The organism is Streptomyces sp. R11 (assembly GCF_041051905.1).
Classification (GTDB): Bacteria; Actinomycetota; Actinomycetes; order Streptomycetales; family Streptomycetaceae; genus Streptomyces.
In genome coordinates this window covers 3,180,747-3,204,482 of the sequence record NZ_CP163432.1, presented here as the reverse complement: position 1 = coordinate 3,204,482, position 23,736 = coordinate 3,180,747, and the positions used below count along the sequence as shown (strand labels likewise).

The 23,736-nt window shown below is 71.0% G+C and carries 18 protein-coding genes; 9 read left to right on the top strand and 9 right to left on the bottom strand.

Annotation, left to right across the window (positions count from 1 at the left end; genetic code table 11):
* Positions 1 to 35 precede the first annotated feature (35 nt).
* The gene (locus tag AB5J55_RS14510; RefSeq protein ID WP_031476771.1) at positions 36 to 293 is read left to right on the top strand and encodes a hypothetical protein; all 258 of its coding nucleotides are present in this window, start codon (positions 36 to 38) and stop codon (positions 291 to 293) included.
* Between the two features lie 140 nt (positions 294 to 433).
* Here AB5J55_RS14510 and AB5J55_RS14505 read toward each other — a convergent pair whose 3' ends face one another.
* Positions 434 to 1,024 carry a TetR family transcriptional regulator gene (locus AB5J55_RS14505; RefSeq protein WP_369271084.1) on the bottom strand — a complete coding sequence of 197 codons (591 nt, stop codon included), beginning with the start codon at positions 1,022 to 1,024 and terminating at the stop codon, positions 434 to 436.
* A gap of 128 nt (positions 1,025 to 1,152) precedes the next feature.
* Between AB5J55_RS14505 and AB5J55_RS14500 the strand changes: the two genes are divergently transcribed.
* Positions 1,153 to 2,622 (top strand): FAD-dependent monooxygenase, encoded by a 1,470-nt coding sequence (locus AB5J55_RS14500; RefSeq protein WP_369271083.1) that lies wholly within the window; start codon positions 1,153 to 1,155, stop codon positions 2,620 to 2,622.
* 106 nt (positions 2,623 to 2,728) lie between these two features.
* On the opposite strand, the gene pepN (AB5J55_RS14495) is transcribed toward AB5J55_RS14500, so the two are convergent.
* Positions 2,729 to 5,302 carry an aminopeptidase N gene (pepN, locus tag AB5J55_RS14495; RefSeq protein WP_369271082.1) on the bottom strand — a complete coding sequence of 858 codons (2,574 nt, stop codon included), beginning with the start codon at positions 5,300 to 5,302 and terminating at the stop codon, positions 2,729 to 2,731.
* Positions 5,303 to 5,414: 112 nt separating this feature from the next.
* Here pepN (AB5J55_RS14495) and AB5J55_RS14490 point away from each other — a divergent pair, with 112 nt between their 5' ends.
* The gene (locus AB5J55_RS14490) at positions 5,415 to 5,888 is read left to right on the top strand and encodes a DUF1203 domain-containing protein (protein ID WP_369271081.1); all 474 of its coding nucleotides are present in this window, start codon (positions 5,415 to 5,417) and stop codon (positions 5,886 to 5,888) included.
* Between the two features lie 74 nt (positions 5,889 to 5,962).
* On the opposite strand, the gene AB5J55_RS14485 is transcribed toward AB5J55_RS14490, so the two are convergent.
* Entirely contained in the window at positions 5,963 to 6,979 is a 1,017-nt protein-coding gene (locus tag AB5J55_RS14485) for an aspartate-semialdehyde dehydrogenase (RefSeq protein ID WP_369271080.1), read from the bottom strand.
* A 341-nt stretch (positions 6,980 to 7,320) separates the two neighbouring features.
* Between AB5J55_RS14485 and AB5J55_RS14480 the strand changes: the two genes are divergently transcribed.
* Both AB5J55_RS14480 and AB5J55_RS14475 read left to right on the top strand, forming a co-directional pair.
* Positions 7,321 to 7,869, top strand: coding sequence for an RNA polymerase sigma factor (locus AB5J55_RS14480; RefSeq protein WP_369271079.1), 549 nt, complete (start codon positions 7,321 to 7,323; stop codon positions 7,867 to 7,869).
* Position 7,870: 1 nt separating this feature from the next.
* Positions 7,871 to 8,647, top strand: a complete 777-nt coding sequence (locus tag AB5J55_RS14475) for a hypothetical protein (RefSeq protein ID WP_369271078.1) — start codon at positions 7,871 to 7,873, stop codon at positions 8,645 to 8,647.
* Between the two features lie 70 nt (positions 8,648 to 8,717).
* Here the strand turns inward: AB5J55_RS14475 and AB5J55_RS14470 are convergent, their stop codons facing one another.
* Positions 8,718 to 11,999, bottom strand: coding sequence for a S8 family serine peptidase (locus tag AB5J55_RS14470; protein WP_369271077.1), 3,282 nt, complete (start codon positions 11,997 to 11,999; stop codon positions 8,718 to 8,720).
* A 225-nt stretch (positions 12,000 to 12,224) separates the two neighbouring features.
* Here AB5J55_RS14470 and AB5J55_RS14465 point away from each other — a divergent pair, with 225 nt between their 5' ends.
* From AB5J55_RS14465 to AB5J55_RS14455, 3 genes are all read left to right on the top strand, one after another.
* Positions 12,225 to 12,683 (top strand): NUDIX hydrolase, encoded by a 459-nt coding sequence (locus AB5J55_RS14465; RefSeq protein WP_369271076.1) that lies wholly within the window; start codon positions 12,225 to 12,227, stop codon positions 12,681 to 12,683.
* Between the two features lie 232 nt (positions 12,684 to 12,915).
* Positions 12,916 to 14,703 carry a TIGR03767 family metallophosphoesterase gene (locus AB5J55_RS14460; RefSeq protein ID WP_369271075.1) on the top strand — a complete coding sequence of 596 codons (1,788 nt, stop codon included), beginning with the start codon at positions 12,916 to 12,918 and terminating at the stop codon, positions 14,701 to 14,703.
* Positions 14,704 to 14,840: 137 nt separating this feature from the next.
* The gene (locus tag AB5J55_RS14455; RefSeq protein ID WP_369271074.1) at positions 14,841 to 16,046 is read left to right on the top strand and encodes a serine hydrolase domain-containing protein; all 1,206 of its coding nucleotides are present in this window, start codon (positions 14,841 to 14,843) and stop codon (positions 16,044 to 16,046) included.
* An 80-nt stretch (positions 16,047 to 16,126) separates the two neighbouring features.
* Here AB5J55_RS14455 and AB5J55_RS14450 read toward each other — a convergent pair whose 3' ends face one another.
* Together AB5J55_RS14450 and pepN (AB5J55_RS14445) are read right to left on the bottom strand one after the other, a co-directional pair.
* A complete protein-coding gene (locus AB5J55_RS14450; protein WP_369271073.1) occupies positions 16,127 to 17,188 on the bottom strand; it encodes a hypothetical protein in 1,062 nt (353 codons plus the stop codon).
* A 207-nt stretch (positions 17,189 to 17,395) separates the two neighbouring features.
* Positions 17,396 to 19,996, bottom strand: coding sequence for an aminopeptidase N (gene pepN / locus AB5J55_RS14445; protein ID WP_369271072.1), 2,601 nt, complete (start codon positions 19,994 to 19,996; stop codon positions 17,396 to 17,398).
* A gap of 148 nt (positions 19,997 to 20,144) precedes the next feature.
* On the opposite strand from pepN (AB5J55_RS14445), the gene AB5J55_RS14440 reads away from it, so the two are divergent.
* On the top strand, positions 20,145 to 20,783 hold the full coding sequence (locus tag AB5J55_RS14440) for a DsbA family protein (RefSeq protein ID WP_369271071.1): 639 nt from the start codon (positions 20,145 to 20,147) through the stop codon (positions 20,781 to 20,783).
* Between the two features lie 3 nt (positions 20,784 to 20,786).
* Here AB5J55_RS14440 and AB5J55_RS14435 read toward each other — a convergent pair whose 3' ends face one another.
* The 3 genes from AB5J55_RS14435 to AB5J55_RS14425 are packed head-to-tail and all read right to left on the bottom strand — an operon-like array spanning position 20,787 to position 23,529.
* Positions 20,787 to 21,020: a hypothetical protein gene (locus tag AB5J55_RS14435; RefSeq protein ID WP_369271070.1), complete on the bottom strand. Its 234-nt coding sequence runs from the start codon at positions 21,018 to 21,020 to the stop codon at positions 20,787 to 20,789.
* The gene (locus tag AB5J55_RS14430; protein WP_369271069.1) at positions 21,020 to 22,075 is read right to left on the bottom strand and encodes a glycerophosphodiester phosphodiesterase family protein; all 1,056 of its coding nucleotides are present in this window, start codon (positions 22,073 to 22,075) and stop codon (positions 21,020 to 21,022) included. The genes AB5J55_RS14435 and AB5J55_RS14430 overlap by 1 nt, the downstream gene beginning before the upstream one ends.
* A gap of 26 nt (positions 22,076 to 22,101) precedes the next feature.
* Positions 22,102 to 23,529: an FGGY family carbohydrate kinase gene (locus tag AB5J55_RS14425; RefSeq protein ID WP_369271068.1), complete on the bottom strand. Its 1,428-nt coding sequence runs from the start codon at positions 23,527 to 23,529 to the stop codon at positions 22,102 to 22,104.
* Between the last annotated feature and the right edge of the window lie 207 nt (positions 23,530 to 23,736).

Below are 23,736 nucleotides of genomic sequence, written 5' to 3'. Positions count from 1 at the left end.
CGCGGCCCCCGGCGGCGTTCGGTACTTTTGGCCCCGTGGACAAGAAGAACGCCCTGCGCGCCGGCGCCCTGGCTGCCGGTACGACGCTGATGATGCTGCTCATGTCGTCCCCCGCGCTCGCGCTCACGCGTGACGACGGCGACGACCCCGGTCAGGGCCTGAGCGTGATGGAGACGCTGGGCCAGTTCGTCCTTGCCCCGATCGTGCTGTTCGCGGTCATCGCGGGCCTCGTGATGGTCCTGGACCGCTCCACGGACCGCCAGCCGAAGGCGAAGGCCAAGGCGAAGGCCTGATCCGCGCGGTCTCGACCGACCCCGCTTCCGTCGAGGGCGCCGACCCCGTCGTACGTACGCGCATCCGCCGTACGTGGACGAGGCCGGCGCCCTCGGTGTGTTCTGCGGGCGATCTCCGGGCGGCGCGTGGCGGGTGACCCTCACGCCGGGTACGGCGCGGTGAGATACCGCTGCACGGTGGGCGCGAGCCAGGCCGCGATCTCCTCTGGGGCCAGCGCCACGGCGGGCGGGAACCGCAGGACGTAGCGCGTGAGTGCCAGCCCGAGCAACTGTGACGACGCCAGCGCTGCCCGCGCCGGGGCCTGCTCGGGATCGGGGCACACCCGGCGGGCGACCGGCAGCAGCTGGTCCGCGAAGATGCCCTGCATGCGCTCTGCCCCGGCCTCGTTGGTCGCGCCGACCCGGAGCAGGGCCGTGAGCACCTCGTTCTCCTCCCACATGGCCAGGAAGTGGGTCACGAGGGCCTGGCCGACGTCGTCGCGGGACAGCGACGCGGGTTCCGGCAGCTTCAGATCGATGGCGACGGCCGCCGCGAAGAGCCCCTCCTTGTTGCCGTAGTAGCGCATCACCATCGACGGGTCGATGTTCGCGTGCTTGGCGATCGCGCGGATGGTGGCGCGCTCATAGCCGTCTGCCGCGAAGCGCTCGCGGGCCGCGTCGAGGATCGCCGTGCGCGTGGCGTCGGAGCGGCGAGGGGTGGGGGTCGGGCCTCCGGGGCTGCTCTGCGTCATGCCAACAATCGTATGCCAACGTGTGTGGGCCAACAAGTGTTGACAGGGTTGGAGGGGTAGCTCTACGGTTGCCAACAAGCGTTGACCAACACATGTTGGCCAACAAGTGTTGGCATCGGGAGGCCCCCATGACCGCCAAGAACGGCACCGGCACCGGCTCCACCCACCCCATCCTCGTCATCGGCTCCGGCCCCACCGGTCTCCTCCTCGCGGGCGACCTCGCCGCCGCCGGTGTCCGCGTCACCGTCGTCGAGCGGCGCCCGCACGGGATCAGCAACCTCTCCCGCGCCTTCGGTGTGCACGCCCGCACCCTGGAGCAGCTGGACGCCCGCGGCCTCGCCGACGAGCTGATCGCCACCGGCAGCACCATCACCGAGCTGCGACTCTTCCGTCGCCTATCCCTCGACCTGGGCACGCTGCCGTCGCGCTTCCCGTTCCTGCTCATCACCCCGCAGTACGAGGTGGAGCGATTGCTCGAGCGGCGGGCGCGCGAGCTCGGGGTCGAGTTCCTCTTCGAGAGCGAGGTCGTGGGGCTGCGGCAGGACGACGACGGGGTCGACCTCGACGTGCGCGGTCCGGACGGGGTGGCCGTCACGCACCGCGCGGCCTATGTCGTCGGCGCGGACGGCCACCGCAGCGCCGTACGTCAGGCGGTCGGCCTGCCCTTCCCCGGCGTCTCCGTCATCAAGTCCCTGTTCCTGGCGGATGTCCGGCTCGCCGAGCAGCCCGCGAGCGTGCTCACCGTCAACGGCGCGGGGGACTCCTTCGCGATGATCGCGTCCTTCGGCGACGGCTGGTACCGCGTCATGGGCTGGAACCGCCGCCACGAGGTCCCCGACGACGCCCCGCTCGACCTCGCCGAGGTCAAGGAGGTCACCCGCCGTGCCCTCGGCACCGACTACGGCATGCACGACGCGCGCTGGCTCTCCCGCTTCCACAGCGACGAGCGGCAGGTGCCGCAGTACCGGGTCGGGCGGGTCTTCCTCGCCGGTGACGCCGCGCACGTCCACTCGCCGGCCGGCGGTCAGGGCATGAACACCGGCCTCCAGGACGCGGCCAATCTCGGGTGGAAGCTCGCCGCGGTCCTCAACGGCCGCCGGCCCGTGAGCCTGCTGGACACCTACCAGGCCGAACGTCACCCCGTCGGCAAGGCGGTGCTGCGCAGCAGCGGCGGGCTGGTCCGGCTGGCTCGGGCGCAGAGCCCAGTACTGCGCGCCGTCCGGGCCCTGTTCTCCGCCTTCGTCAACGCCGCCCGGCCTGCCCAGGCGAAGGCCCTGGCCCAGATCTCGGGCATCGGGTACAAGTACGGCGCCCCAAGCGGCTCCCACCGTCTGGTCGGCACCCGCGTCCCGGACGTGGCTCTGGGGGGTGGCCGCCTGTACGAGGCCCTGCGGGGTGGGCGGTTCGTGCTGATCCTCCCGCGGGCCGGGGAGGCGTCCGAGGTGCAGAGCGGCCGTAAGGACCGGCTCGGCGTGGAGCGTTGGGCGAGCGGCCGCCGTACGGCCATGCTCGTGCGGCCCGACGGATACGTGGCGTGGGCGGCGGACGCCACCGACGCCCGGGCGGCCGAGGCGGCGGTCGCCGAGCACGTGGGGTGAGTGGAGGTGTCGGACGACCTTTGCCGCGGGGCTCGGCTGAGGGCGGGACGACCAGGGGCGCCCGGTGGTGTACCGGGCGCCCCCCAGGACGTACGTACGACGTCGGTTACTGCTCAGCCGCGTCCGCAGCCTGCGCCTTCAGGGCACGCTCAACACCCGACCGGGACTCGGAGATCAGGCGTCGCAGGGCCGCGTTCGGCTCGGCCGAGGTCAGCCAGGCGTCCGTCTTGCGGAGGGTGTCCTCGGAGACCTGGATCGTCGGGTAGAGGCCGATGGCGATCTGCTGGGCCATCTCGTGGGAACGGGCGTCCCAGATGTCCTTGACCACCTCGAAGAACGTGTCCGCGTAGGGGGCCAGCAATTCGCGCTGGTCGGTCTGGACGAAGCCGACGATGACCGCTTCCTGCAGGGCGTTCGGCAGCTTGTCGGAGTCGATGACCGACGACCAGGCCTCGGCCTTGGCCTCCGCGGTCGGCCGGGCGGCGCGGGCCGTGGCGGCGTGGCGCTCGCCGGCGGCCGTCTTGTCCCGCTCGTACTCGCCCGCGATCTCCGCCTCGTCGAAGCGTCCCACGGCCGCCAGGCGCTGGACGAACGCCCAGCGCAGCTCCGTGTCGACGGCCAGCCCCTCGATCGTCTGGGAGCCGACCAGCAGGCCCTCCAGCAGGTCGAGCTGCTCCGGCGTACGGGCCGTCGCCGCGAACGCCCGTGCCCACGCCAGCTGGTGGTCGCTGCCCGCCTCGGCGGCGCGCAGATGGGCCAGCGTGGCGTCCGTCCAGCGGGTCAGCAGGGCCTCACGGGTGCCCGGGGCGGCGTACAGCTCGATCGCCAGCTTCACCTGGCGCTGCAGCGACTGCACGACACCGATGTCGGACTCCTTGCCGATGCCCGACAGGACCAGCGAGAGGTAGTCGCGGGTGGCGAGCTCGGCGTCGCGCGTCATGTCCCAGGAGGACGCCCAGCACAGGGCCCGGGGGAGGGAGGCGTCGAAGTCGCCGAGGTGGTCCGTCACGAACGCGAGGGACTCCTCGTCCAGGCGGACCTTCGCGTACGACAGGTCGTCGTCGTTGAGGAGGACGACGTCCGGGCGGCGCTTGCCCGACAGCTGCGGTACGGCGGTGAGTTCGCCGTCCACGTCCAGCTCGAGGCGCTCGTCGCGCACCAGCTTGCCGGAGCCGGCGTCCAGGTTGTACAGGCCCACCGCGATCCGGTGCGGGCGCAGGGTCGGCTCGCCCTTGGCGCCGGCCGGCAGCGCCGGGGCCTCCTGGCGGATGGCGAAGGACGTGATCACACCGTCGGCGTCCGTCTCGATCTCGGGACGCAGGATGTTGATGCCCGCCGTCTGCAGCCACTGCTTCGACCAGGTCTTCAGGTCGCGGCCGGAGGTCTCCTCCAGGGCGCCCAGCAGGTCGGACAGGCGCGTGTTGCCGAACGCGTGCCGCTTGAAGTACGCCTGGACGCCGCGGAAGAACTCGTCCTGGCCGACGTACGCGACGAGCTGCTTGAGGACGGAGGCGCCCTTGGCGTAGGTGATGCCGTCGAAGTTGACCAGCACGTCGTCCAGGTCGCGGATCTCCGCCATGATCGGGTGCGTCGACGGCAGCTGGTCCTGCCGGTACGCCCACGTCTTCATCTGGTTCGCGAACGTCGTCCACGCCTGCGGCCAGCGCGACTCGGGGTGGTGCGCCTGGCAGGCGATGGAGGTGTAGGTGGCGAACGACTCGTTCAGCCACAGGTCGTTCCACCACTCCATGGTGACCAGGTCGCCGAACCACATGTGGGCGAGCTCGTGCAGGATGGTCTCCGCACGCCCCTCGTACGCCGCGCCCGTCACCTTGGACCGGAAGACGTACTGGTCGCGGATGGTCACCGCGCCCGCGTTCTCCATCGCGCCCGCGTTGAACTCCGGCACGAAGAGCTGGTCGTACTTCTTGAACGGGTACGCGTAGTCGAACTTCTCCTGGAACCAGTCGAAGCCCTGCCGGGTCACTTCGAAGATCGCGTCCGAGTCGAGGAACTCGGCGAGCGAGGGCCGGCAGTAGATGCCGAGCGGGACGGACTGGCCGTCCTTCTCGTAGACGCTGTGCACGGAGTGGTACGGGCCGACGATGAGCGCCGTGATGTACGTCGAGATACGCGGCGTCGGCTCGAAGGACCAGACGTTGTCCTGGGGTTCCGGGGTGGGCGAGTTGGAGATCACCGTCCAGCCCTCGGGGGCCTTCACGGTGAACTGGAAGGTGGCCTTCAGGTCGGGCTGCTCGAAGGACGCGAAGACGCGGCGGGCGTCCGGGACCTCGAACTGGGTGTACAGGTACGCCTGCTGGTCGACCGGGTCGACGAACCGGTGCAGGCCCTCGCCGGTGTTGGTGTACGCGCAGTCGGCGACGACCCGCAGGACGTTGCGGCCCTCCAGCAGGCCGGGCAGCGCGATGCGGGAGTCCTCGAAGAGCGCGTCCGCGTCGAGCGCGTCGCCGTTGAGGGTCACCTCGTGGACGGCCGGGGCCACGAGGTCGATGAAGGAGTCGGCGCCGTTCTCCGCGACATCGAAGCGCACCGTGGTCACGGACCTGTAGGTACCGCCCTCCTGCGCACCGGAGAGGTCGAGATCGATCTCGTACGAGTCAACGGTCAGCAGCTTCGCCCGCTGCTGCGCCTCTTCGCGAGTCAGGTTTGTGCCAGGCACGCGGTCATCTCCTCGATATGTGTGGGTTCGGTCATCCTTCCATGGGACCTGCACGGAGCGCGATGTCCGTTTACCGCCGGTGGGCGGGACGTACGCGCGTGACGCTGGAGGCATGACGACCCATCTCGCACGCCCCATCGATCCGACGGCCCTGAAGGAGCTTCGCTCTGCTGACGACGCGGGACGCCGGACGGTTCCCGTGACCGATGAGGAGGGCGGGGCGCCCCTGCGCTGCTGCCTGCGCCGCAGCGCCCCCGGCGAGCGCATCGCCCTCGTCTCGTACGCCCCGCAGCGGCGCCGGTCGGCCGCGAACGGGGTCGATCCCGGGGCGTACGACGAGCAGGGGCCGGTGTTCATCCACGCCGAGGAGTGCGGGGGCCCGGACGGGGACGCGCTGCCCTTCGCCAACGCCCACCGGACCGTCCGCCGCTACTCGGGGGACGGGCGGATCCTCGGGGGACGGCTGGTGGAGCCGGGGGACTTCGAGATGGCGTTCGCGGAGGCGTTCGCCGACCCGGGTGTGGCGTTCGTCCATGTGCGGGCCGTGGAGTACGGGTGCTTCCTCTACGAGGTGCGCAGGGGCTAGCTCCCGGAAGCGGCACAACGAGAGGGGCGCCCACCGTCGACCGGTGGGCGCCCCTCTCGACGTAGGCCGGGGCGTCAGCCCTTCAGCTCCGCCGCCACCAGCTCCGCGATCTGCACCGCGTTCAGCGCGGCGCCCTTGCGGAGGTTGTCGTTGGAGAGGAAGAGGGCGAGGCCGTGCTCGACCGTCTCGTCGGCACGGATGCGGCCGACGTACGACGGGTCCTGGCCGGCCGCCTGCAGCGGGGTCGGGACGTCGGAGAGGGCCACGCCGGGGGCGCCGGCCAGCAGCTCCTTGGCGCGCTCCACGCTGATCGGGCGGGCGAAGCGGGCGTTGACCTGGAGGGAGTGGCCGGAGAAGACCGGGACGCGCACGCAGGTGCCGGAGACCTTCAGCTCCGGGACCTCGAGGATCTTGCGGGACTCGTGACGGAGCTTCTGCTCCTCGTCGGTCTCGTTCAGACCGTCGTCGACGATCGAGCCGGCCATCGGCAGGACGTTGTACGCGATCGGGGCGACGTACTTGTGCGGCTCGGGGAACTCCGCCGCGGAGCCGTCGTGGGTCAGCTTGGGCGCGTCGTCGCCGACCTTCTTGACCTGCTCGAACAGCTCGTCGACGCCGGCCAGACCGGAGCCCGACACCGCCTGGTAGGTGGCGACGACCAGCGCCTCCAGGCCGGCCTCGGCGTGCAGCGGCTTCAGCACCGGCATCGCGGCCATCGTCGTGCAGTTCGGGTTGGCGATGATGCCCTTGGGGCGGTCGGTGATCGCGTGCGGGTTCACCTCGGAGACGACCAGCGGGACCTCGGGGTCGCGGCGCCAGGCCGAGGAGTTGTCGATCACGACGGCGCCCTGCGAGGCGACCTTCGGGGCGAGGGCCTTGGAGGTCGAGCCGCCCGCCGAGAACAGGACGATGTCCAGGCCGGTGTAGTCGGCCGTCGCCGCGTCTTCCACGGTCACGCCGTCGAGCTCAGAGCCGGCCGAGCGGGCCGAGGCGAACAGGCGCAGCTCGGTGACCGGGAAGTCGCGCTCCTTGAGGATGCTGCGCATGACCGTGCCGACCTGACCGGTGGCTCCGACGATTCCGACCCTCACGGCGACTCCTTCTACGTGGCTTGTCTGTGACTGCTGCATGGCCGAGGCGTTTCCATCATGCGGTCAGCCTCGGTCCGCCTGTCCAATTGTTTGGCATGGATGACCGGCCAATGGGACGCGACGGGCGCCGGGTGCGGCACCGGTTCTACGGCTCACACCCATGCTGAGCTGGAGAAATTCGTCCTACGGCGGCCCTGCGCCGCAAGCTCGCCTGCCCACCGGCGACCGGGCTACGCGGCGGTGTGACGTACAACTCCGTCCCGCGCCGAAAAATTGCCGGGCATCCGGCCGAACGTTTTGGCGCATCACGGCGTCACAGTCACCACACGGGGAGGGGAGGGGTGGCTGTGCTGCGCAGAAGGGCCCGCCGCGACCAGGGGGGCGGTGCCGTCCGGGGCGTACCGGACGATCCGCTGGACGCGGCCCAGGAGCGCCGGGTGCGGGCTGTGCTCGCCCTGGGCGGAGTGCCGCAGACGGACCTGCCGGACGGGGTGCAGCAGGTCCGTCTGCGGCTGCTGGAGCGGGCCGCCAGTGGCCGCGAGGCGCCGCGGGACGTGTCGGCGTGGGCGGCGGTCGTCGCCTCCAACCTCGCCATGGACTGGCACCGGGCCAAGAAGCGCCAGGAGCGGCTCGGGGAGCGGCTCGCCTCCCTGCGCCAGCTCGAACACCCCTCCGGCGAGGACACCAGCCTGCTCTCCCTCGCCGTCGCCCGGGGCCTGGACGAACTGCCCGACAACCAGCGCCAGGTCCTGGTCCTGCGGTTCTACGGCGACCTTCCGGTCCGCGACATCGCCGAGGAGCTCGGCATCCCGGAGGGCACGGTCAAGAGCAGGCTGCACACGGCTGTACGGGCTCTGCGCGCCCGCCTGCACGAGGACGAGGTGGTGTGACGTGACCGCCGAGAACGAAGGCCGTACCGGCCGCGACGGCTACGACCACGGCCGCGGCGGCGTCGACGCGCTGATGGCCGCGATCACCGGCGAGCCGCTCACCGACGAGGCCCGCGCAAACGCCGCCTTCATGGCGGAGCACCGGTCCGCGGCGGCCGATGTGGCGCTGCTGCGCGAGCAACTGGGGATCATCGGGCACGCGCTCACCGAGCCGATGCCCGCGTCACCTGCGCCCGAACCGGCCCCGGAACCCGCCCCCGTACGACAGCCCTCCCGCAGCCGGCGCCGCGTGTTCACCCTCGCCCTCGGCAGCCTCGCCGTGGCGGCCGCCGCGTCCGTGCTGGTCGGCATGGGCTGGCTGCTGACGCAGGCCGGGGGCGGCGACGGCATGACCGCGGGAGCGGACTCCGGCAGCTCCGAGAAGGACATGGCCTCCCCGGCCGCCGGCACCGCCTTCGGCAGCCCCCGCTACCTCGCCTGTTCCCGCCTGGTGGCCGAGGGGAGGGCCACCGCCGTCGAACAGCTCGCCGGTACGGGGTCGATCCGCGTCACCCTGCACATGACCCGCTACTACAAGCCGGACAAGGGCGAGCAGGAGCTGGCCTTCGTGGTCGACGAGAACCTCGTCCCGGGCCTGCGCGTGGGCGACCAGGTGCTCATCGGCATCCCGCAGGACGCCGACCGGCCCGACTTCTGGGCCGTCGGCGAGAGGAACATCGCCCCCGAGCGGGCCTGGATCACCGGCTCGCTGGCGGAGTCGCGGGGACTCACCTGCTGACGACGAAGGGCGGGCGCCCGCAACCGGACGCCCGCCCTCACCGCCGTACGGCCCAGCCGTACTACGCCAACTACGGCGTGACCTTCTCGATCTTCACGTTGCCCAGGCCCGCGACCGTGCCACGGGCGTTGAGCAGCTGGACCTGGCCGAAGAACTCACGGCCCTCGGGCGCGGGCGCCAGCGCGGTGACGCTGCCGGTGACCGTGGCCGAGTCACCCGTGCCGAGCTTCACCGGCGAGTCGTCCACCGTGACGGTGCCGAGCGCGGCGGAGAAGAACACGTCCAGGTAGTCGTACGCCGTCGAGCCCGCCGGCACCGAGTAGCCGATGACCTCGATGCTGTACTTCCCGGCGGCCGGCTTCGCGACCGAGACGGCCTCCTCCGAGTCACCGTCGGCGGAGCTGCCGACCTCGGTGCCCGCCGCGTCGTAGACGACCAGGTCGAGGTCCGCGGCCGCGTCGGAGACGTTGCCGATGGAGACGTCGAGCGAGGTCGCGCCCTCGGGCACCTCGACCGTGGTGGTCTGCGTGGCGCCCTCGGCGATGGTCGGACGGGCCGCCTTCGACGAGCCGAGCGGGCCGCCGGCCAGCTTGCCGTCGATCGCGGCGTAGTTGTTGGTCACCTTCCAGGAGGCGGCGGCCGGGGTGCCGACCTTGGCCTCGGGGACGGTCACGGTCTCCGGGTCGAAGGCCGCGCCGAGGACGGTGACGTCCAGCTTGAACGGGTTGTCGAGCAGCGGCGACGTACGGCGCGACTCGACCTCGATCTCCCAGACGCCGGGCTGCGGGTCGGCGTACGAACGCACGTCCGGCTTGCAGCCGTTGCCGTCGAGGTAGTTGTTGTAGCAGTACGGGGTGCCGGTGGTGTCCGACGGGACGCCGTACGGGTGGATGGCGATGAACCGGGTCTGGCTCTTGTCCTTCAGCCCGCCGATCGCGACCTCCAGCGACTTCGCGCCCTCGGGGACGGTCACGAAGTACGACTTGCTGCTGTTGCGCTGGGTCGTACCGGACGCGGAGTACGTGTACTTCAGCGGTTCCGAGACCACGACCGTGTTGAGGACCTGCTTGTCGATGCCCTCGGTGCGCGGGTCGTCGACCTCCAGGATCGCGCTCTTGATGCCCGCCGAGGAGGGCTTCGCGGCGACCTTGACGGTGACCGGCTTGTTCAGGCCGAGGCTGATCTCGTCGGAGCCGACGATCCTGAAGGTGCCTCCGGCGTTGTTCTCGAAGTGGAGCTCGTGCCGGATCGCCTTGTCCGCGCCGGACGTACGGGTGATCGTGACGTCGTACGTCTTCTTCTGCCCGGCCTTGAGGCCGCCCTCGCGGTCGTAGACGCCCGTGCCGAAGCCCGGGGTCTTCAGGAACTGGTCGATCGCGGTGTCGACCGGTGCCTTCACCGTGTACTCGTGGGCGGTCGCGCCGTCACGGATGGAGTCCCAGGCGTCCGGGACGTTGATGAGGCCGGCCCCCTCCTCGTACGCCTGCACACCCTTGATGTGGTCGGCGGTCGAGGTGAGCGCGGTGCGAAGCTTCGCGGGCGTCAGATCGATGCCCTTCTGCTTGGCGGCGCTCAGCAGCAGCGCGGACGCGCCCGCGGCCTGCGGGGACGCCATCGAGGTGCCCTGGAGCATGCCGTAGCCGGCCGGGAGGGTGTAGCCCGCCTCGGCGACCGGGGCGCCCGGCAGCCACGTCTGGATGGTGTTGATCGCGGCACCCGGAGCCGACAGCGTCGGGGTGAAGCCGCCGTCCTCACGCGGGCCGCGCGAGGAGAAGGGCATCATCGCGTACTCCTTCTCCACGACCGAGCCGTAGTTGGCGGCCCAGGTCTCCTTGGAGACGGTCGCACCGACCGAGATGACCTTGGCGGCCAGGGCCGGGTCACCGATGGTGTTCGCGCCGGGGCCGGAGTTGCCGGCCGAGATCACGAGCTGGACGCCGTAGGTGTCGATCAGGCGCGTGTACAGCTCGGCGCGGGCGTTGTTGCCGTCGTTCAGCGCCGGCAGACCGCCGATGGACATGTTGACGATGTCGACGCCACGGTTGACGACGAGGTCGATCATGCCCTCGGTGAGTGCGACGTTGGTGCAGCCGCCGGTCCAGGTGCAGGCACGGGACGCGACGAGCTTGGCGCCGGGGGCCTGGCCGTTCATCTTCCCGCCGAACAGGCCGTTCGCGGCGGTGATGCCGGCGACGTGGGTGCCGTGCTCGGACTCGATGACGCCGATGTTGACGAAGTCGCGCTTCTGGCCGACCCAGTCCCCGCCCAGCGGGTCCATCGGCACGTCCTTGCGGATCTGCACGACGAACGGCTGCCGCTCGGCGACGTCGGTGGCCGGGTTGTCGGTGCCGAAGTACCCGATCTGGAAGCCGTCCTTGTACGGCTTCATCGGGGTGTCGTCACCGAAATCGTTGTTGTTGTTGAGGTCGACCCGGACCGTGCCGTTCGCGGCGTCGTAGAGCACGCCCCACGAGTCGGTCTTGTCCCCGTCACGGTTGGCGTCGCCCGCCGCGTCGCCGCCGGTGGTGTACGACTCCAGGAAGGTACTGACCTGGTAGGAACCGGCCGGCGCGGTCCAGGTCTTGCCGCTGTAGCTGAACGTGGGACCGGAGACGGAGGTCACCATCGGGCGCCAGGTGCGGTCGTTGTCGACGAGCGGGTCGGTGGCGGTGACCCAGTCGACGATCTTGCGCTCGCCGGTGGTGGTCTTCTGCAGCGCCGGGTGGGCGAGGTCCACACCGCTGTCGAGGATGCCGATGGTGATGCCGCGGCCGTCCGCCTTCGGGTTCTTCTTCACGAAGTCGACGGAGCCCGTCTCGAAGGACGGGTTGTACGGGTTCTCGGCCGGGGTGCTCTTGGAGGGAGCGGCGTAGGAGGTACTGGCGGCCGTCGACTTCTTCGTGTCGACGGCGGGGTCGTCCAGGGGTATCTCCTCGCGCAGGTCGATGCCGTGCACCGAGGAGAGCTTCGTCGCCGCAGCGATGGCCGAGTCGGCCTTGCCGGTGGGGACGGTGGCCCGGACGTAGCCGAGCTTGTCGTAGGTACGGCCCACAGAGCCGACCGCGTCCAGCTGCGCGGCGACCTTCTCGGTCTGGCCGGGTGCGGTCGCGATCATCATCGTGACGTTCTTGTCGCCGTCGGCCTTCGCCTCGGCGAGCAGGTCGGCGTCGTCCGAACCGAGCTTGTCGTGCGCGGACTTGACGCTCGGGTCCGCGGCGGGCGCGGGGTCCGCGGCGACGGCCATGGGTATCGGCCCTGCTGCGGACAGCGCGGCGACGAGACCCGCGGCCACGGCTATGCGGGCCGCGCGTCTCGCGCCCGGCTTCGGTTCGCGCTGGGGGGTGAGGGTCATCAGCATCCCTTGCAGGTAAGGAGCATGGGTCGTCCGGTATGTGAACCCGGACGACCGCACAGCCTTACGCAAGGGAAGGATGTTTGGGAAGAGTTGACCCAATCGAAATGGAGGTATGGGGGAAACCCGCTGTTCATTCGCGGCGAGAGGGGCCTAAGGGGGGCAAGTCGCCCGCAAGCCGAATAATCGCCTGCCGATCCGGGCCCGGCCCTCTAATGTCCCTACGTGCCGAAGAAGTTGAGGGTGGCGGCCTACGCCATTTGCGTGCGTGACGGACAACTCCTCCTCGCCCGGTCCCCGGCCCCCGGCGGCGGCTTCGAATGGGTGCTGCCCGGCGGCGGCATGGAACACGGCGAGGATCCCTACGACACGGTCGTGCGGGAGGTGGAGGAGGAGACCGGCTACCTCGTCGAACCGACCGGCCTGCTCGGCCTCGACTCCTCCCACCGCGCCTTCCCGGCCCGCTTCGGCCGCAGCGTCGACCACCACGGCGTCCGCCTCGTCTACGAGGCCCGCATCACCGGCGGCGACCTCCGCTACGAGGCCAACGGCTCGACCGACATGGCGGCCTGGCATCCCCTGGACGACGTGCCGGGCCTGACCCGCATCTCCATGGTCGACAAGGGGCTGGCACTGTGGCGCGAGCGGCCGGCGGCGGGGCGCATCCAGGTCGCGGGCAAATAGCTTCACTACCCCGCAAGATGAACACGGAGTGACCGCGTCCCGGCCGTTCGAGGAGCGGCCGTGAACGCGGAGGGTGCCCCAAGATCCACGTACGGTGATCGGCGCTGCGCGTTGCCGCCCTGTTCATGCGCAGGTCATTCCCGGTGCCAACGATCCACAGTGAGCGGGATGTTCGCTTCGGCGAGCGCCCCGCGACCACTGCCGACGCGTTCGCACTCGGGGAGATCGCGCCATGTCGCGCATACGCTCTGTCGCCAGCTCCGCTGGGGTCCACCGCCGTACTCTGCTCGCCGCCACCGGTGCGGTGACCCTCTCCGCGGGGGTCGGCTACACCCTGCGGCCCACCGACAGCCAGGCCGCCACCACCGCGAGCCCGGCGGGCGCGCAGGGCGCCGGTGCGGGCAACGCCGCGGCCGAGGCCCCGGTCGGCGCCTCCCGCAAGCTGCCGGTCGCGCTCGCGCCGTACACGCGAGGTACCACCCTGGCAGGCGTCGCCACCCCGCGCGGCACCTCCGGCTACCGCCGGCTCGGTGACGGCCCCGGCTGGCGCCGCGTCGTCCGTGACGACCTGGCCGCCCCCAAGGCGGACCGCGCGAAGCGGCGTACGGCGCTCGCCGCCTTCGTGCAGCTCACCGACCTGCACCTGATCGACGCCCAGCACCCGCTGCGGCTGGAGTACCTGCGCTCGACGGACGTGCACGCCTGGCGCCCGCAGGAGGCGCTGACCGTGCCCGGCGCGGTGGCGCTGGTCGAGCGGCTCAACGCCCTGCGGGGCGCCCCCGTCACCGGCGCCCCGCTCCACTTCGCGATGACCACCGGCGACAACACGGACAACAACTGCACGTCCGAGCTGGAGTGGTTCCTCACGGTGATGAGCGGCGGCCGCGTCACCCCGAACACCGGTGACCCGCGGCAGTACGAGGGCGTCCAGAACAGCGGCCTGAAGCTGTACTGGCAGGCCGACGACAGCGTCCGCGACGCCGACAAGCAGGTCGGCTTCCCGCACATCGAGGGCTTCCTCGCCGCCGCGATCCGCGAGACGCGCAGCCCCGGCCTGAACATCCCCTGGTACTCGACGGTCGGCAACCACGACGCGATGCCGCTCGGCACGTACGCCTCGCACAGCGACTCCTACCTGACCGACCTGGCCGTCGGCGGCAAGAAGCTGATGAACGTGTCGGCCGCGGACGCCAAGAAGCTCCAGGACTCCCTCAAGCAGGACAAGGACCCGCGGGGCACGGTCTTCAAGGACTTCCTCAAGGCCCACGCCCGCTCGATGCGCTCGGTCACGCCGGACGAGAAGCGGGCGCCGTTCACGCCGAAGGACTACGTGCGGGCCCACCTGGACCCGGCCTTCCGCGGCCTCGGCCCCGTCGGCCACGGCTACTCCACGGCCAACCTGGACGCGGGCACCCAGTACTACAGCTTCCGCATCGCCGACGACGTCATCGGCATCAGCCTCGACACCACCGACCCGGGCGGCCACTACGAAGGGTCCATCGGGGCGGCCCAGTTCAACTGGCTGGACCGGACGCTGCGGGAGAACAAGGACTCGTACGCGATCATCTTCAGCCATCACACCAGCAAGACGATGGGCAACCTCCGCCGCGATCCGGCCCGCCCGAACGAGCGGCGCGTGAGCGGCGCCGAGCTGGTCCAGCTGCTGGGCGGCCACCGCAACGTCCTGGCCTGGGTGAACGGCCACATCCACAAGAACGTCATCACCCCGCACTCGGCCTCCGGCGGCCGCTCCTTCTGGGAGATCTCCACCGCCTCCCACGTCGACTTCCCCCAACTCGCCCGGATCATCGAGGTGGTGGACAACAAGGACGGCACGATCTCGCTGTTCACCACCCTGATCGAGTCCTCGGCCCCGCACGCCACCGACTTCACGGACCTCTCCCAGACGGGCCTGGCCGCCCTCTACCGCGAGCTGTCCCTCAACGCCCCCGGCGCCCGCTCGACGCTGGCGGGTGCGCGGCGCGACCGCAACACGGAACTGGTCCTGAAGAAGGCCTGACCCGGTTCCGAAGCAGGCCTGAGCCGCACAACGGCCGAAACGCGCTCAACTGCCGCCCCGCTCCTCAACCTTCGCAGCACCCGCCCGGTCTCTCCCCTCGACCACGCTCGCAGTGAGCGGACAGATGGGGGAGAGACATGAGCGTACGTACGACCCGCATGGCCCTCGTGGCGGCGACGGCGGTGACACTGTCCGCGGCCCTCGCGGTCCCCGCGGTGGCGGCCGCGCCCGCCGGAGAGGGGCACGGCACGACCCGCAAGGCCGTGCAGGCCGCCGTCGACGCCGGTGTGCCCGGAGTGACGGCGACCGCGAAGGACGGCCGCGGCACCTGGTCGGCCACGGCGGGCGTCGGCAACCTCAAGACGGGCAAGCCGCGTTCGGCGGACGACCGCTACCGGGTGGGCAGCATCACCAAGACCTTCGTCGCCACCGTGCTGCTCCAGCTGGAGGCGGAGGGAACGCTGTCGCTGGACGACACCGTGGAGGAGTGGCTGCCGGGCCTGGTGCGGGGCAACGGCCATGACGGCAGCCGGGTCACCCTCCGCCAGCTCCTCAACCACACCAGCGGCATCTACAACTACACGGCGGACGAGGACTTCGGCCGTACGTACTTCCTCAAGGACGGCTTCTTCGAGCACCGCTACGACACCAAGAAACCCGCGGAACTGGTCGCGCTCGCCATGACCCACAAGCCGGACTTCGAGCCGGGGACGTCGTGGAACTACTCCAACACCAACTTCGTGCTCGCCGGACTGGTGATCGAGAAGGCCACGGGCCGCCCGTACGGTGCCGAGGTCCGCGACCGCATCATCAAGCCCCTGCACCTGACCGCCACGTCCGTCCCCGGCACCCGTGCGAGCGTCCCCGGGCCCAGCAGCCGCGCCTACTCCAAGCTGGCGGAGACGGCGACGGGCCCGACGTACGACGTCACGAAGATCAACCCGTCGCTGGCCTACGCGGCCGGCGAGATGATCTCCAACTCGGCCGACCTCAACCGCTTCTACTCGGCCCTCCTGCGCGGCAAGCTCCTGCCGCGCGAGCAACTGGCCGAGATGACCACGACGATCCCCCTCGACGAGGCCAACAGCTACGGCCTCGGCCTGATGAAGACCAAGCTGACCTGCGGCGTCACGGTCTGGGGTCATGGCGGCGGCATCCATGGCTCGATATCCGAGGGGGTCGCGACCCGCGACGGCCGCCACGCCCTCGCCTTCAACTTCAACGGCGACTGGTCGGGGGACACGGCGGCGGTGATCGAGGCCGAGTTCTGCGGGAAGGACAAGGTGGAGGGAGAGGGCACGACGGCCGGGCGTACCGGAGCACGCGGGCCCAACCTCAGCTGACGGCATGAGGAGGGGCCGCGGGGCTCCCCGGCCCCGCGGCCCCTCCTCTCCCCTCCTGGTGCTGCCTTCCCGGTCCGTCACTACCGGGGCAGCACCACGACATACGCGGCCGGATCGCGGTCCAACGCGGCCATCAGTGCCGTGCGGATCACCGCCGCCTGCTGTTCCATCGACTCCCGCAGCTTCTTCGGGGTGATGTGGACGACCGTGATGCCGAGGCGCTCCAAATGCTCGCGCTTGCGGGCGTACTCGGACCAAAGGGCGTCGTCGTCCTGCCGGTCGCCCTGGCGCGGGGCGCGGGTGTCGAGTTCGACCGCGACCGAGTGCTCCGGCCAGTACGCGTCGAGGCCGCCGAGGTGGGGGCCGCCCGGCAGACGCAGGTCGACGTTCCAGACGGGGTCGGGGAGGGCGTGGTCGCGGACCATCTCGTACAGGCGGTCCTCCGCGATCGCGCGGCCCTCGGCGAGCAGGGAGTCCACCGCGTCCACCACGTGCGGGCGGGACAGCAGCTTCGCCTGGTTCAACTCCCGTACCACGGAGGCCGGTTCGCAATGGCCGCCCCGGACGGCTTCGGTCAGCAGCCGGCGTACGGCGCCCGCGTCCGTCAGTTCGGCGACCGCGTCGGCCAGGGCGCGCGGCACCGGGGCGACCGGGAGGCCCGTCACCTGCTGGGGGGTGGGCAGTGCGGGGGTGCGCAGGATGCGGGCGCAGCCGGTGGAGCGCAGTCGGCGCATCCGCGGGACCAGGACGTCGATCGTGTCCAGCGCGGTGAGCGGCGGCGTGGCGGAGAAGCCGTGCAGGGTCAGCGCCGCGAGGCCCGTGATCACCGCGTCGGGGTAGCGGGGGGCGGCTTGGTCCTCGTCCGCGTTCGGCTGGGACGGCACGCCCGGTGTCCGCTCCCGTGCCGCGTACATCAGCACCGCGTGCAGGCGCTCCTCGCTGGTCGGCGGGCCGGGGTGGAGCAGGAGGACGCCGGGCAGGATCTGCCGCCAGGGGCCGCCCGGGCGGCACTGCTCGTTCATGTCGGCGTTCGCGACGCCGTGCGACTTCAGCTGTGCGGCCGTCATGACGCGGCGGTGTACGTCGGAGAGGTGACGAAGGGGGCGGGGGGAGAGCGGGGGGACCGGGGTGTTGTGGTTCATGACCCGGAGGTTCCCGCGTCGGATCAGCCCTTTAACCGCTGTTACACGCCCGTCGACAAATGCGGACAACATGGCACTAAAGGACGCGTGTTCGGATGCCGAGTAGGCACGGAAAACCCCTGGTCCGTTCGGGTGGGGCCAGGGGTTACGGCTGCTATTGCCTGAATTCCGTAACGGTCACGGACGGCCGTGATCGTTGGCCAAAGGTCATCCGGTGCTTGACGCGTGGGCGGCCGCCGCGTCACACGCCTGCCCCCGCAGCCCCCGCGCCAGATCGTCCCGCGCCTCCAGCACCAGCCGCCGCAGCGCCGGCGCCGCGTCCTCGTGGGCCGCGAGCCACGCGTCGGTCGCGTCCAGCGTGGCCTGCGACTGCTGGAGCGCCGGGAACAGGCCCCGGACCACGTCCATGCCGATCTGGATGGACCGCTCGGTCCACACCCGCTCGATCGCGGCGAAGTACTTCTCGGCGTACGGCGCGAGCAGCTCCCGCTGGGACGGCTGGGCGAAGCCGGAGATGGTCGCCTCGACCAGGGCGTTGGACAGCGCGTCGGACTCGACGACCTGCGCCCACGCCTGCGCCTTGACCACGTCCGACGGCCGCGCGGCGAGGCAGCGGACCTGGTGGCGCTTGCCGGACGCCGTGTCGTCGCGGGCCAGTTCGGCCACCAGCGCCGATCCGTCGACCGCACCGTGGGCAGCCAGCGGCTCCAGGAACGCCCAACGCAGCTCCTGGTCGACGTCCAGCCCCTCGATCTTCTCCGCACCCTCCAGCAGGCCCCGCAGCAGCTCCAGGTCCTCCGGCCCCGAGGCCACCGACGCGAGGAACCGCGCCCACGCCAACTGCTGCTCGCTGCCCGGCGCGGCGGCCCGCAGCTCCCGCAGCGCACCCTCGGCCAGCAGCCGTTCCCCGGTCTGCCGCCACTCGGGCGCCACATAGTTGACCAGCGACGAGTTCGCCCACGCATGCAGCATCTGCAACACGCCGATGTCGGACTCGCGCCCCGCGAACCGCAGCACCAGATCCACGAACTCCCGCGCCGGCAGCAGCGCGTCCCGCGTCATGTTCCACAGCGCCGACCAGCACAGGGCACGGGCGAGCGGGTCGGTCAGCGCGCCCAGGTGCTCCCGCAGCGTCGCCAGGGACGTCTCGTCGAAGCGGGTCTTGCAGTACGTCAGGTCGTCGTCGTTGACCAGCACCAGCTCCGGCGCCTCGGCACCCACAAGCTCCGCCACGACCGTGCGCGGACCGTCGACGTCCACCTCGGCCTGCGCGTACCGCTCCAGCGCCCCGTCCGAGGACCGCCGGTACAGGCCCACCGCCACCCGGTGCGGGCGCAGTTCGGGGTGCGACTCGGCCGCCTCCTGCACCACCGCCAGCTCGTCGATCCGGCCCTCGGCGTCCAGCAGCACCTGCGGGGTCAGCGAGTTCACGCCCGCCGTCTGCAGCCAGGAGCGCGCCCAAACGCCCATGTCCCGGCCGCTGGTCTCCTCCAGCACCGACAGCAGATCACCGAGCCGCGTGTTGCCGTACGCGTGCCGCTTGAAGTAGCGCCGCGCACCTTCCAGGAACGCGTCCTGGCCGACGTACGCGACGAGTTGCTTCAGTACCGAAGCCCCCTTCGCGTACGTGATGCCGTCGAAGTTGAGCTTCGCGTCCTGCAGGTCGCGGATGTCCGCGGTGATCGGGTGCGTGGAGGGCAGCTGATCGGCGCGGTACGCCCACGCCTTGCGGCGGTTGGCGAAGGTGATCCAGGCGTCCTTGAAGCGGGTCGCGCCGACGTTCGCGAACGTGCCCATGAAGTCCGCGAAGGACTCCTTCAGCCACAGGTCGTCCCACCACTCCATGGTGACCAGGTCGCCGAACCACATGTGCGCCATCTCGTGCAGGATGACGTTCGCCCGGCCCTCGTACGACGCCCGCGTCACCTTGCCGCGGAAGATGAACTCCTCCCGGAAGGTCACCATCCCCGGGTTCTCCATCGCGCCGAGGTTGTACTCGGGCACGAACGCCTGGTCGTACTTCCCGAAGGGGTACGGGTAGTCGAAGTGGTCGTGGAAGAAGTCCAGGCCCTGCTTGGTGACCAGGAAGACGTCGTCGGCGTCGAAGTACGGGGCGAGCCCCTTGCGGCACATCGCGCCGAGCGGGATCCGGAGCGTCGTCCCGTCGGCGAACGTGCGGGAGTACGAGTCCGTGACGTAGTGGTACGGGCCGGCCACCACACAGGTGATGTACGTCGAGATCGGCTTGGTCTCCGCGAACCGCCAGGTGCCGTCGGTGAGTTCACCGGCCCCGTTGCTCCACACCGTCCACCCCTCGGGCGCCCGCACCTCGAAGCGGAACGGCGCCTTGAGGTCCGGCTGCTCGAAGTTCGCGAACACGCGGCGGGAGTCGGCCGGCTCGTACTGCGTGTAGAGGTAGACCTCGCCGTCCTCGGGGTCGACGAAGCGGTGCATGCCCTCACCGGTGCGGGAGTAGGCGCACTGCGCGTCGACGACGAGCTCGTTGTCCGCGGCGAGGTCCTCCAGGACGATCCGCGAGCCGTCGAAGACCTCGCTCGGGTCCAGGTCCCTGCCGTTCAGGGAGATGGCCGTCACGCTCGGCGCGATCAGGTCCGCGAAGCTGGCGGCGCCGGGCTCGGCGCACCGGAAACGGATCGTGGTGACCGAGCGGAAGGTGCGCGGCGCCCCGCCGTCGGGGTCCCCCTCGCCGAGGGCCGAACGCACGTCGAGGAACACGTCGTACCCGTCGACGGCGAGCAGGGCGGCCCGCTCCCGGGCCTCGTCGCGGGACAGATTCTCACCGGGCACGAGCGGCACTCCCTCACATGGTGTTCAGTATGCGGACAGCCCTGATCCTGCCATGCGCCCCTGACCCATGGCACTGGGGAATGGCGCGGCGAGCAGCGGTGTTCCCCGAGAGGTTCGGCTGAGACCTGCTTGCCCCATGAGGAGAGACATGTCGGAGAAGACCCCCGTCGACTTCTGGTTCGACCCGCTGTGCCCCTGGGCCTGGATGACCTCGCGTTGGGTGCTGGAGGTGGAGAAGGTCCGTGACATCGAGGTCCGCTGGCATGTGATGAGCCTTGCCGTCCTCAACGAGGACAAGCTGGACGACCTGCCCGAGCAGTACCGCGAGCTGCTGGAGACCAAGGCGTGGGGTCCCGTCCGGGTCGTCATCGCCGCGCAGGAGGAGCACGGCGCCGAGGTGCTCGGTGACCTCTACACCGCGCTCGGCACCCGTATCCACAACCAGGAGGAGGGCCCCGGCAAGGAGACCGTGGCCGCCGCCCTGAAGGACGTCGACCTGCCCGAGTCCCTCCTGGAGCACTGGGACGGCACCCCCTACGAGCCGCAGCTGCGCGCCTCCCACAAGGAGGGCATCGACAAGGTCGGCCAGGAGGTCGGCACCCCCGTCATCGCCGTTCCCGGCGCCGACGGCGAGCAGATCGCCTTCTTCGGTCCGGTCGTCACCCCGGCCCCCCAGGGCGAGGACGCCGCGAAGCTGTGGGACGGCACCCTCGCCGTGGCCTCCGTGCCGGGCTTCTACGAGATCAAGCGGACGCGGACGAAGGGTCCGGACTTCAGCAACCTGTAGGGCTCACTCACCGGCTGCGGTCTCCTCCGCGAGGAACTTCTCGGGGAGGCGACCGTAGCCGGCCTTGTTGAACTGCGGGTAGAACGTCAGACAGCCCTTGCCGGTGCACCGCCACAGGTTGTCCACGAAGAAGCCCGGCCCCTCCTTCTCCCGTACCGCCGCCCTCTCCTGCTTGTCGAGGATCCGGAAGATCTGCATGGTGCCGCAGGTCGGGCAGTCCAGTGTGCGGGTCCTCATCAACCCCTCCTCGCCATCACCGCCAGGTCCGGGAAGTCGGTCACCACGGCGTCGACCCCCAGCCCGTAGTACAGCGCGTACTCGGCGAACGCGTCCCCGAAATCGTTCGCTCCGCTACCGCGCCGGAAGTTCGCCGGCAGGAACTGGTTCTCCGCGCGGAAGGTGTACGGCCCGATCCGCAGCCCCGCCGCATGCGCGTCCGAGACCAGCGACGTACCGGCGACCGACGACTTGTCCGGCCCGATCCACTCCGCGTACTCGGCGATCCGCGCCAGCCCCGCCGGGCTCATCATGTCCTTGTACGTCGTCGGATCACCGGCCGAGACCAGGTCGTACGGCCCACCCGTGGTCCCCAGCGCCTGCCACAGCGGCACCCGCAGCCTCTCCTGCGCGATCCGCTTCAGACTCGTCGGCTCGAAGGACTGCACCACGCACTCGCGCGGGCCGAGCCGGTTGCGACGGATCACGTACGCGAGCTTCGGCTCCAGGGGCAGGCCGATGGAGCGGAAGTACGTCGGATGCTTGGTCTCCGGGAAGACGGCGATCGTACGGCCGTAGGCCTTCGACAGCCTGCGCGCCAGGTCCACCACCTCCTGGAAGGTGAGGACCTCCTCCCGGCCGTCGAACACGGTGTTGCGGTTGCGGACCAGCGGCAGCCGCTCCACCGCCCGCAGCGTCTTCAGCTCCGCCAGCGTGAAGTCCTCCGTGAACCAGCCGGTCACCGAGCGCCCGTCCACCGTCTTCGTCGTACGGCGGTCCGTGAACTCCGGGTGCGACGCCACGTCCGTCGTCTGCGAGATCTCGTTCTCGTGCCGGACGACCAGGACGTGGTCCTTCGTCGGGACGAGGTCCGGTTCGATCCAGTCGGCGCCGGTCTGGACGGCGTACGTGTAGGAGACCGCCGTGTGCTCCGGGCGCCACCCGGCCGCGCCGCGATGGCCGATGACGACCGGCCGCGTCCAAGGGCGGGGGTCGGCGGTCGCCGGTGTGGGTACGGCCGCGGCCGCCGTGGTGCCGGCGGCCGCGAGCAGCAGGGATCTACGTCTCGGATGCATGCAACTCCCTTTCCTCGTACGGCTCTTCAGGTACGTCGTGCCCGGTCGCGCGCCTCGGCCAGACGGGCCAGATGGTCCTCGTACGCCCTCGCGTAGTACGCCGCCCGCACTCCGTCCGGCTCGACGACCGCCGTCGGCCGCGTCCACGCCTGGGCGTCCAGCGCCACCCCGTACCGCTCGGCCGCCGCCAGCACCGCGCCCCGCGCGCCCACCTCGCCCTCGACGACCCGCAGCGGGCGCCCGAGGACGTCGGCGAGCAGCCGCATCCAGGCCGGGCTGCGGGTACCGCCGCCGCACACGGCCAGCGTCCCCGTGAGGCCCGCCGCCTCCAGACAGTGCCGGGCCGCGTAGCCGATGCCCTCGCAGGTCGCCCGGACGAGGTCGGCGCGGGTCGACTCCAGGGAGACGCCGGTCAGTTCCGCGCGCAGCCGTGGCTCGACGAAGGGCGCGCGTTCGCCCGAGGGCGCGAAGTACGGCAGGACGTGGACGCCGTGCGCCCCCGGCGGGGTCTCCGCCAGCAGCCCGTCGACCTCCTCGTGCCGGACGCCCGTCGTCGACAGCACCCAGTCCAGCGCGGCCGTACCGACCATCGCGGGCATCGCGCGCAGCCAGTGCCCCGGGCGGTCGGTGTTGATGAACAGGCCGGCCGGCTCACCGGTCAGGTCCAGGTCGGTGGTCGCGACCAGGCTGGCCAGACAGGTGCCGACGATGAGGAGACCGTCGCCGGGGGACGTCACGCCCGCGCCGAGCGCGCAGGCCGGGAGGTCGTACGGGCCGTTCGCGATCCGGGTCCCGGCCGGGAGGCCCTCGCCGCGGGTCTGTGCGGTAGCGACCGGGTCGCTGACAGGGGCGAGGAGGCCGCGGCGGTGGGTCAGGCCGAGGAGTTCGACCACTCGGTTGTCGTAGGTCCGGGTGCGGGGGTCGAGGAAGGGCATGGAGGCGTCCGACACGTCCGTCGCCGGCGCCGTTCCCGTCAGCCGCTGGAACACCATGTCCTTGCAGTACAGGGCGGCCCTCGCGGCATCCAGAGCCTTCGGTTCATGACTGTCCAGCCAGGCCAGCAGCGGCCCCGGAGACCCCGGGAACAGCGCGCCCCCCGTCCGCCGGAACACCGTCTCGAACGTGCCGTCCGCCAGCCAGCGGTCGACCAGTTCGTGCGCCCGGCCGTCCATCCAGGAGGCGGCGGGACGCACGGGGTGTCCGTCCGCGTCCACCAGCCACACGCCATCGCCCTGGCCGGTCAGGCCGGCCAGCTCGATCTGCTCCGGCACCCGTTCGGTGACCTCGCGGAGGACGGCCACCACCGCCCCGTACACCTCCTCCATGTCCTGCTCGACGAATCCGCCCTGCAGGGCGAGGTCCACCGGGCGGGCGGCGACCGCGAGTTCACGGCCCCCCGAGTCGAACGCGGCAGCCTTCACCGTGGACGTGCCCACATCGATACCGACGTACATTCCAACCCACCTCTTTGGCTCGGTCGGCTGTGCAGTGCCTTTTTTCGCAGCTGGCGTGCCGAATGTTTGGTGCGGTTGTTTGGTGCGGTCGCCTTCGGGGCGCCTCGACACCGGCGCACCCCTACGGCTCCCTCACGGCCGGTGTCGTCGGCCCAGTGGAAGTTGGTGGGCTCGCACCCGGAGTCGGGGCTCCCGGCGGGCCCCACC

Bases quoted from the DNA above. Each gene is read 5' to 3' on its own strand.
- AB5J55_RS14505 (WP_369271084.1), bottom strand. From the start codon at position 1,024: ATGACGCAGAGCAGCCCCGGAGGCCCGACCCCCACCCCTCGCCGCTCC.
- AB5J55_RS14500 (WP_369271083.1), top strand. From the start codon at position 1,153: ATGACCGCCAAGAACGGCACCGGCACCGGCTCCACCCACCCCATCCTC.
- AB5J55_RS14490 (WP_369271081.1), top strand. From the start codon at position 5,415: ATGACGACCCATCTCGCACGCCCCATCGATCCGACGGCCCTGAAGGAG.
- AB5J55_RS14470 (WP_369271077.1), bottom strand. From the start codon at position 11,999: ATGACCCTCACCCCCCAGCGCGAACCGAAGCCGGGCGCGAGACGCGCG.
- AB5J55_RS14460 (WP_369271075.1), top strand. From the start codon at position 12,916: ATGTCGCGCATACGCTCTGTCGCCAGCTCCGCTGGGGTCCACCGCCGT.
- AB5J55_RS14455 (WP_369271074.1), top strand. From the start codon at position 14,841: ATGAGCGTACGTACGACCCGCATGGCCCTCGTGGCGGCGACGGCGGTG.
- AB5J55_RS14450 (WP_369271073.1), bottom strand. From the start codon at position 17,188: ATGAACCACAACACCCCGGTCCCCCCGCTCTCCCCCCGCCCCCTTCGT.
- AB5J55_RS14440 (WP_369271071.1), top strand. From the start codon at position 20,145: ATGTCGGAGAAGACCCCCGTCGACTTCTGGTTCGACCCGCTGTGCCCC.
- AB5J55_RS14435 (WP_369271070.1), bottom strand. From the start codon at position 21,020: ATGAGGACCCGCACACTGGACTGCCCGACCTGCGGCACCATGCAGATC.
- AB5J55_RS14430 (WP_369271069.1), bottom strand. From the start codon at position 22,075: ATGCATCCGAGACGTAGATCCCTGCTGCTCGCGGCCGCCGGCACCACG.
- AB5J55_RS14425 (WP_369271068.1), bottom strand. From the start codon at position 23,529: ATGTACGTCGGTATCGATGTGGGCACGTCCACGGTGAAGGCTGCCGCG.